Origin of the sequence: Blautia sp. HCP3S3_C4 (assembly GCF_052064095.1) — a bacterium.
Lineage (GTDB): Bacteria > Bacillota > Clostridia > Lachnospirales > Lachnospiraceae > Blautia_A.
The window spans coordinates 102,565-110,596 of the sequence record NZ_JBQHWF010000013.1 but is presented as its reverse complement, the minus strand read 5'-3'; the positions used below and the strand labels follow the sequence as shown (position 1 = coordinate 110,596).

10 protein-coding genes and 1 pseudogene are annotated in these 8,032 nt (G+C 43.6%); all 11 read right to left on the bottom strand.

Annotated elements, in window-relative coordinates; translation table 11 throughout:
* Nucleotides 1-124: 124 nt before the first annotated feature.
* Nucleotides 125-562 (bottom strand): SMI1/KNR4 family protein, encoded by a 438-nt coding sequence (locus ACTNC6_RS12395; RefSeq protein WP_164811722.1) that lies wholly within the window; start codon nucleotides 560-562, stop codon nucleotides 125-127.
* A 28-nt stretch (nucleotides 563-590) separates the two neighbouring features.
* Nucleotides 591-752 carry a hypothetical protein gene (locus tag ACTNC6_RS12390; protein WP_320855157.1) on the bottom strand — a complete coding sequence of 54 codons (162 nt, stop codon included), beginning with the start codon at nucleotides 750-752 and terminating at the stop codon, nucleotides 591-593.
* A 9-nt stretch (nucleotides 753-761) separates the two neighbouring features.
* Nucleotides 762-1,283, bottom strand: a complete 522-nt coding sequence (locus tag ACTNC6_RS12385; protein ID WP_331674170.1) for a hypothetical protein — start codon at nucleotides 1,281-1,283, stop codon at nucleotides 762-764.
* A 65-nt stretch (nucleotides 1,284-1,348) separates the two neighbouring features.
* A complete protein-coding gene (locus ACTNC6_RS12380) occupies nucleotides 1,349-1,558 on the bottom strand; it encodes a helix-turn-helix domain-containing protein (protein ID WP_164811748.1) in 210 nt (69 codons plus the stop codon).
* Nucleotides 1,559-1,951: 393 nt separating this feature from the next.
* A pseudogene (locus ACTNC6_RS12375) lies at nucleotides 1,952-3,624 on the bottom strand (recombinase family protein).
* A gap of 77 nt (nucleotides 3,625-3,701) precedes the next feature.
* Entirely contained in the window at nucleotides 3,702-3,875 is a 174-nt protein-coding gene (locus ACTNC6_RS12370) for a transposon-encoded TnpW family protein (protein ID WP_002604472.1), read from the bottom strand.
* Nucleotides 3,876-4,333: 458 nt separating this feature from the next.
* Nucleotides 4,334-4,576 (bottom strand): helix-turn-helix domain-containing protein, encoded by a 243-nt coding sequence (locus ACTNC6_RS12365; protein ID WP_002604473.1) that lies wholly within the window; start codon nucleotides 4,574-4,576, stop codon nucleotides 4,334-4,336.
* A complete protein-coding gene (locus ACTNC6_RS12360; protein ID WP_002604474.1) occupies nucleotides 4,560-4,997 on the bottom strand; it encodes a sigma-70 family RNA polymerase sigma factor in 438 nt (145 codons plus the stop codon). Before ACTNC6_RS12360 ends, ACTNC6_RS12365 begins: the two co-directional genes overlap by 17 nt.
* A gap of 469 nt (nucleotides 4,998-5,466) precedes the next feature.
* Nucleotides 5,467-6,453, bottom strand: a complete 987-nt coding sequence (gene rlmN / locus ACTNC6_RS12355) for a 23S rRNA (adenine(2503)-C(2))-methyltransferase RlmN (protein ID WP_006774449.1) — start codon at nucleotides 6,451-6,453, stop codon at nucleotides 5,467-5,469.
* Between the two features lie 16 nt (nucleotides 6,454-6,469).
* Nucleotides 6,470-6,625 carry a cysteine-rich KTR domain-containing protein gene (locus ACTNC6_RS12350; RefSeq protein WP_441044232.1) on the bottom strand — a complete coding sequence of 52 codons (156 nt, stop codon included), beginning with the start codon at nucleotides 6,623-6,625 and terminating at the stop codon, nucleotides 6,470-6,472.
* Between the two features lie 8 nt (nucleotides 6,626-6,633).
* Nucleotides 6,634-7,863: an MFS transporter gene (locus ACTNC6_RS12345; RefSeq protein WP_441044228.1), complete on the bottom strand. Its 1,230-nt coding sequence runs from the start codon at nucleotides 7,861-7,863 to the stop codon at nucleotides 6,634-6,636.
* Between the last annotated feature and the right edge of the window lie 169 nt (nucleotides 7,864-8,032).

The window sequence follows — 8,032 nt, the reverse complement described above, 5'->3', positions numbered from 1 at the left end:
GATGGTAAGAATTGCCATTGCCTATTTTATTATTGAGAAAAGAAAGCTGCGCCACAGCCTCGGCAGGCCATCGCGCAGCGATTTTGTTCAATTCCGATTTGTTTAACTGTTACGAATTTATCTATTATACTTCGTTGTTATAATACTTGGTTATCAATTCAGCAATGTCTTTTGCAACCTCACGAATTTCAAACAGTTCGTGTTCCCAAATGTAGATTGCCGATGCGTCTGTTTCTCCGTTCGCAAGAACACGATAGCAGTAATAATCACCACAACCATTTGTTGCAAAGAAAACAAACCGATTTACCTTTTCTTCATATTCTTCTGCTTCAAGAAATTCGGGAAAAATCTCTCTGTTGTTCTTTGTGTTACTGATGATTTCTTCTGCTGAAAGCAGAAAATTACGGTCTCCATTTGTTTCTCGCAACAAGGCTTTCAATTCTTCTGGAAATGAAAAACCTACAAATTTTTCTGCCTTTGTAATATCCTTTTCGGAGCAAGGAGCTTGTAACTTCGCCCAACTATGTCCTTCTATCAATTTTTCAATCAATTCTCTATACACGATAACACCTCAACTAATTGGAATTGGCTTACTTCTTTTTGTAAAGCCAAAAGAAAATACCACTAACTAACAGAGGGAAAACAAACGCACCAATGTTGACAGGCTTGATACCCCCAACAAAAGACACTAATCCAATTATGGATACTACCAATGCAATGATTGCAATGGTTTTATAGGTTTTCTTATTCATAGTTTTCTCTCATTTCACACTCGCAATGTATGCTGTAGCAAATGGGGTTCCGGTTTTCTGAACCATGTTATAGGCATTATTACCACGCTCACAACCCAAATCTACCGTAGTGAAGCCAATGATAGGCATATAGTTTTTATCGTCCAGATTGATAAAGCCCATCATGTTTTCGTTAGTTACATTCGACTTGAAAGTAACTTTCTGACGAATCCATTCCGCACATTCTTTTGCAATAGCTTTCTGCGTCAGTTCATTTCTAAGTTTAACTTCAAACTCTGTTCCATATAAACTGCGCTCTCTATTGAGACGAGGGATGTAAAACTCTCGTCTTTCCTTTTTCGTCTTTTCTGTTGTAAAGGTGGGCGACGTGAAAATAAATCTCAGCTCATCTATGCCCTGAAGTTCTTTCTTTAATTCTTGAAAAGCGTAAATTGAGAAACAAGCCGCTGCGATAGAAAGTTTACTTCCTTGCTTGATCTCAGCAGCCAAATCATCTCGAAGTGTTTTTGTTGTATTGTTAATTAGCTCCATTCCCAATTCTCCCTATGTTCTCTCAGTATGCAGTATATCAAGAGCGCTGTCCCATAAAACGGACATCATTTTTCGTCTGGAACCATTTCCATAATATCGTCAAATGTACAACCGAGGACGGTGCAAATTTTCACAAGTGTGTCCGTAGTCACATTATCTCCACGATTCATTTTGTTGATTGTATAATTGCTGAGATTTGCTTTCTCAGCCAAATCCTTTTTCTTCATATCTCGATCAATCAACAATTTCCAAAGTCTTTTATAGCTGACAGCCATCACTTCACCAATCCTTTCATACAAACTTCCCGTCTGCGAGGTAACTCTATCTAAATTATATCATTTTCTTCGACAAATTCAATGCAGAAGTGAGTTATAACTACATTTTTATTTTCTACTTCAAAGTTATTTTTGTATTTTTTGAATGCAACGGCATATTTGGCCTAAATTGAGCAGGAGAAAGAGTTTTTTGAAGTCTCACAAATTGGCAAGCAGTGTAAACCTGTACAGGTTCACTTATTTTCTCGATTTTCCCTCCGGTGCAATCTTCGCAAATTTGCTTGTTGGAGAAGCATCCCCAATCCCCTTTGAACGGTATCTGCGATACCGGCTACTCGTTCATTCTGAACGCTTTCTGGAGAAAGAAAAAACCTGGACTACCATTTGCTGGGGTTAGATAGCGATACTTTTTACATCTACCATGTTGCGGCGGTCATGGTTGACAACTTGCGTCGGCTCCTGCTCGGTATCAACCTGTCCGACAAAGCTATAATGGATTTCGATTTTCCGGGTGTTGGTTTCCCGGTCTAATTCATGTATCAAAATACGGTCGATAAACTCATGGACGTTTTCATAGGTCAATTCCTGTATGTCGCTGTATTTCCCGACAATCTGAATAAACCTTGATATATCCCTTTTTCGCTCGGTAACGGTTGCGATCTGCTGTTGTAACTCGTCTATCCTTGCGGCAAGGGATTTCTTTTCGTCCTCATAGCCGGAAGTTAGAAACACAAACCGTTCATCTGTCAGTCTGCCTAATGCGTTGTCCTCATACAGCTTGCGGAAAAGCGTGTCAAGTTCGGTCATACGCGCCTGTGCTTTGAAAAGTTCCTTTTGCTGCTGCGCTAATGCCTTTCTCGCTTCCATGTCGCCGTACTCGGTAGCTTTACAGATAAAGTCCTGTTCGTGTTCCTTAACATACCGCAAAACCCGCCGCATATCTTCCAGCACTAAATCAAGAAGTACGTTTTTGCGGATATAATGAGAGGTACACTCGCTGCCTGTCCTTGCCCTGTTGCGCCATGCGCCGCAAGAATAGGAAAACTTGCGCGGCTCGATATTTACGCCCTGTTGGTAATACATCTTATGTCTGCAACCAGCGCAAAACAGCAAGCCGGAAAAAATATCAATCTCCGCTGCTTTTGTCGGGCGGTGGCGGGTAGCAATCCGCTTTTGCGCAAGTTCAAAGGTTTCCTCGTCAACAAGCGGCTCATGGGTGTTTGGGAAGAAATAGCGTTGTTCTTCTTCGTTCTTCCGGGTCTTTTTCGACTTGTAGGATACCTTGTGAGTTTTCGCGGTTATGGTATGCCCTAAATATTCCTGCCTTGCTAATATGTCATAGAGCGTTTTGTCCGGCCAAGTATAGGGGGCGATCATTGCCCGCTGATACCGCGCCTGTCCTGTACGCTGATAGCGCAACGCTCCAATCGTCAAGACTTTGTTTTCCGCAAGCCATTTTTGGATTTCGCACATACGCACGCCGCTAACAAACATAGCGAAAACCTGTTTGACAATCGGCGCGGTTTCCGGGTCGGGTATAAGGTGGTGGCGGTTGTTCGGGTCTGGGATATAGCCGTATGGATATTCCCCGTTGACGCGCTCGCCTTTTTGCGCCTGTGCCTGTTTAACTGCGCGGATTTTCTTGCTTGTGTCGCGGGCGTAAAACTCGTTAAACCAGTTCCGCAAGGGGGTAAACTCGTTATCCTCCCGCGCTGTGTCAACTCCGTCGTTGATCGCGATATAGCGTACTCCGTTTTCGGGAAATACAATCTCTATGAGTTCGCCCGTTTTCAGATAGTTTCTGCCAAGACGGGAAAGGTCTTTGGTAATGACCGTCGCCACTCGTCCGGCTTCCACTTCCTGCAACATCGCTTGCAGCCCCTCGCGCTCAAAACTCACGCCGGAAAATCCGTCGTCCACAAAAACTTTGTGTTCAAAAAATGGTGTTCGTCCGCATAGCGTTGAAGTATCATTTTTTGGTGCTGTATGCTTCCGCTTTCTCCGGCTTGCATATCCTCTTGACTTAAACGGCAGTAAAGGGCGGTGATTTTATTCGACTGTAACATTAGTCCTCCTTTCCGACAGCCGAATAAACAGGTATAATGTGTTGCTATCATTATACCATATCCCGCCGCCTAATGCACTACTCGGACGCTAAAAATCCCGGATTTCCGGGCTTTTTCTGCAAATCCTTTACAATGAGTTTCTCAATCTTTTTATGGATTGTATCGGTTGCCTTTTCACTCGGCAACGCTTGAACAAGATAGGTGATTTTCCCTATTTTGCGTTCGGTTGTAATTGTCTGTTTTTTATCCATTAGAAAAACCTCCTTTTCCTGTATGGATAAACTATATTCGTCAAAAGGCAAAAACGGGCGGTTGTTAGCTGCAACCTCACGGGAGTTTCACCCCGGCCCATGCTTATGGGTGCGCCGCGCAATACTTTGAGGGTGTTCAACGCGGGAGTATCATTGTGCCGCCTTGTATGTCGTCGCCCACAAGCTGCTAAACCTGTTTTACGGCGCGGTAGTTCTCGCTCGGCTTTTCCCCTATGGGGAAAAGCTGTCATGGCGTACCCGCCGACTGGCTCGGTACAGACGGAATGTACCCGTTTGCCTGTTATGCTGCGCACCAAAGGCCGCTTTCTTTGTCAAAGAACAATAGGCTTTGTCGGCCTGCAAAAGCACATCAACAGCGGATATGCTTTTGCGGAACGACAAATAGCCCATAACGGGAAGCGTGGAAAGGGGACACGCTCCCCGCATGGGCTAAAAGATTATCCTACATGAAAAGCAAGGGTGCGGGTAATAAGGCGCACTTGCAGCCTGTTACGCATTTCCTCGTCCACATAGGAATAGGTATTGCCCGCGTCGTCTTTCAGCGTGCGGGTACAAAGTTTCGCTATGTAACCCTCGTAGTGCTTCAAGATCGCGCACATGGCGGTTGTGTCGCCGTTTGCCGCTGCGGAAATGACAGGGAACGGCAACAGATTTTCAGACTTCCTAACGGTATTCATCATCTGCTTTTCCCTCCAAATACTGTTTGATTTTCGCAAGCGCGGATTTCCTGTGCCGGAAAACCGTCGTGCGTACAACATTCAGCAGTTCGCCAATTTCCGCGTCGCTCATATCCAAGAAGTAGGACAAAAGGATAATGTCGCGTTTCCTTTCGGGCAAAGCGTTAAGGGCTTCGGCAAGCAGTTCATTTTTGACGAGTACATCAAAGCCGGACACTTGAAAACGGAAATAATCGCTTTCGTATTCGTCCGTTGTGAAAAGCTGCGCGAGTTCGCTTTCGCTCAAATCCGAAAAAGTAACTTCGCGTGCTGCGCGTTTCGCAAGAGTGCGGCGGTGGCTTTTCGCTTCGCCGACCAAAGTTTTCTTTGCTAATGCGTCGTACTGATGTTGTATTCTTTCCTTGTCGGAAGAAGATAGCTCCATAGAGTTCACCTCCTTCCCGCGTGGAGTAGAGGACGGGAGTTAAGGGCTTGTCCTCTCTGCCCCTTTCGCTCCGTACCCGTTCGGGAGATGGCTCTTGAGTGCGCTTTTCAGAAAAAAGTTGAAAAAAGCAAAATGCGCCCGTCCGCAAGACGCGGACGGGCGCAAAGGAAATGTAAGCAGTAGCTAAATGTATTGACAGTTCACATTCATAGCCGGAATATCCCGCTTGCGGAGCATAGCTTTTTTTGACCGCAAAGCATTAGGCGGGTTACAGTAAATAAAAATGGACACGGCGATACCTCCCCGATACCGCCGTATCCTTAAAAAAGGGCGACTTTAATACACTACCCGCAATCCATTCTATAATAGGGAACAGCGGCTTTTGCGCAATATTAAATAAAAAAGCCGATAACACATAGGTTTTTTGACCTAATGCGTTATCGGCTCTGCGTCTATGCGTCTGGCACTTTTAATCATTTTTTTTGAATTTATTATATGTGTTAGCTAACTGTCCACAAGCCGCGTTAATCTCTCTGCCATGAGAAACTCTCATAGTAACTTCAAGTCCTGCTTGCTCTAATTGATGTTTGAATGCAACTATTTCCCGTTTCTGTGGTGCTTTAATTCTTGAATTGCTTGTTGGGTTGTATTGTAACACGTTAATCATAACTTTTTTGCCCCGAAACCATTTTGCAAGTTGTCTTACATCTGAGGGCCGGTCATTTATACCCGGTAAAAGCAAATACGCAAAGACAATTTTGCGATTATGCCTTTCAGAATAGGATAAGGCTTGCTTAACAACATCTTCAATAGCATATATGCGCATGTGAGGAATAATACGATTTCTTGCAGATTGTGTTGCTGCGTGTAAAGATATTGTCAACTGAATTTTAAGATGTTCCTCGCGCAATTTTTTTAATTGATCGACCGGACCAACTGTTGATATGGTAATGCCGTCGGTTGGAAAGTTGAGCCCATATCTATCTCGGAGAATATGGATTGCTTTTATCAAGTTGTCATAATTGAATAAAGGCTCTCCCATACCCATAAAAACGATACGGTTTACTTTTCGACGCAACAATATAATCTGTTGTACGATTTCTGACGATGTTAGATTACGAACAAAGCCATTTCGCCCGGACTCACAAAAAATACAACCAACAGGACAACCGACTTGTGTGCTCACGCAAACAGTTCCACCATCTCGCCGCTTGATAAAAACCGTTTCAATGTATTTGTTGTCTTTCAGTTCGTAAACATACTTTTCAGTATCACTGCTTTTGCAAATATTTTTTACCAACATTGATAGATTTTTTTTGCGTGGTAATTGCTTATATAATTCTTCATATAAGGCTTTTGCTTCATTCTCGCCAATAACTTCCGACATTTCTTTGTAAGTAAATCCGTATGGATCATTCCGTACTTCCGCAGGCGTATATTTAGGTAAACGTTTCATTTTTATATCCTTTCTTCTAAATAATAAAAGTTTGTTTTTCTGTATTTTTGATTACAATCTCTAATTTTTCTACATCAATGATATGCGTCAATTTGCATTTAGGGCAGAAAAGAGGAAAATCTTTTAATACAGTATTATGAAATACTTGAACTCTCGTCTTTCCGTTACAAATCGGACATTTTATCCAATATATTGCGTATTGTCAATCTCTCTCAAACCGGGTAGTAAAAATACGGCAAGCGCAACGATGATAATGCCAATTCCGCAAATGACAAACCATTTCTCAACTCCCAGCCGCTCCGCCAGAGGCCCGGAAATGACAAGGCCAAACGGCATGGCGAGGGAAGCGGCGCTTGTCAGTAGAGAAAAAACTCTCCCCAGATATTCTGGTTTGACCGTTTCTTGAAAAATCGCATTTTGCACACCGTAAAATGGAGCGGAAATTCCCATAACAGTACAGCACACAACAAAGACAAGAAATGCGTCTGGCGGCAAAAGCCCGGAGAGCATATTGCTAACGCCCATCAGGAGAACGGAAAGACCGATGGTGTACCGCCGTTTCTTAAAACCGCCCCAAATGCTCAGAATGACTCCGCCAAGCAGCATACCAACCGCAAAAGCAATTTCAGCGGCAGAGGCATGGGCCGGTGTTCCTTTGAAGTATGACATACAGATGAGAGGAAAAAGCGTACTGATTGGCATATAAAAGAACATATAAATTACACCAATCCAGAGCAGAGCAAAGAGGCCCCTGTTTTGCTTTAATACCACATACCCCTCTTTCATATCCTGTAAAAACTGTTGTCTTTTCGTTTCTGGACATAGTTCAGGCGTTGGTATGGACGAAATCGCAACAGTCACACAGGCAAGGATTGCACCCACAATATCTAACAATATAATTGCATTAAGAGGCCAAACAGCATATAAAAACGCTGCGGCAGCTGGACTGATAATCGCACTTACTGCTTGCATGGTCTGCGTGTAACCAGCGCATTTTGTAAGTTCCTCTTTTGGCACAATCATAGGTGTTGCTGCGCTGAATGCTGGAGAATGAAAAGCAGTTCCCGCACTTCGGATTAACAGGACAACCATAATAGACCATACGGGCAATTCCATGTAAAACGCCACCAGCGCCAGAATACCGCCAGCGGCGGCAATTATCAAATCCGCACCAATCATTACGCTTTTACGGCTGTGCCGGTCAACAAAAGCACCTGCAAACGGGCCTAAACAGGCTTGCGGCAAAAATCCAATCAGTGTTGCCGCCGTCAATATGATTGCAGAATTAGTTTTCGCAACCAAATAAAAGATAATGGCCATTTGCAAAATACCGCTGCTAATAAAGGATATTGCTTGTCCGGCAAGAAGTGTAAAATAAGTTTTTCTCCATGAATTGTTGTTTTGGGTCATAATGCGAACCTCCTTTTTTATTGCATTGTTCCTTTGTTTCTGCAATAAAAAGCAGGCGTTGTCCCACAGAGAGGGCAGACGCCTGCATAACAACAAAGCACGAAAAAACACCACGATACAGTTCAAAGACTGCTCGTGTCAAACCTACGTGTTCCTTTGCATACGCACG

Excerpts from the sequence above, each read along its gene's own strand:
- ACTNC6_RS12390 (WP_320855157.1), bottom strand. The coding sequence starts at position 752 with ATGAATAAGAAAACCTATAAAACCATTGCAATCATTGCATTGGTAGTA.
- ACTNC6_RS12385 (WP_331674170.1), bottom strand. The coding sequence starts at position 1,283 with ATGGAGCTAATTAACAATACAACAAAAACACTTCGAGATGATTTGGCT.
- ACTNC6_RS12380 (WP_164811748.1), bottom strand. The coding sequence starts at position 1,558 with ATGGCTGTCAGCTATAAAAGACTTTGGAAATTGTTGATTGATCGAGAT.
- ACTNC6_RS12370 (WP_002604472.1), bottom strand. The coding sequence starts at position 3,875 with ATGGATAAAAAACAGACAATTACAACCGAACGCAAAATAGGGAAAATC.
- ACTNC6_RS12365 (WP_002604473.1), bottom strand. The coding sequence starts at position 4,576 with ATGATGAATACCGTTAGGAAGTCTGAAAATCTGTTGCCGTTCCCTGTC.
- ACTNC6_RS12360 (WP_002604474.1), bottom strand. The coding sequence starts at position 4,997 with ATGGAGCTATCTTCTTCCGACAAGGAAAGAATACAACATCAGTACGAC.
- rlmN (WP_006774449.1), bottom strand. The coding sequence starts at position 6,453 with ATGAAACGTTTACCTAAATATACGCCTGCGGAAGTACGGAATGATCCA.
- ACTNC6_RS12345 (WP_441044228.1), bottom strand. The coding sequence starts at position 7,863 with ATGACCCAAAACAACAATTCATGGAGAAAAACTTATTTTACACTTCTT.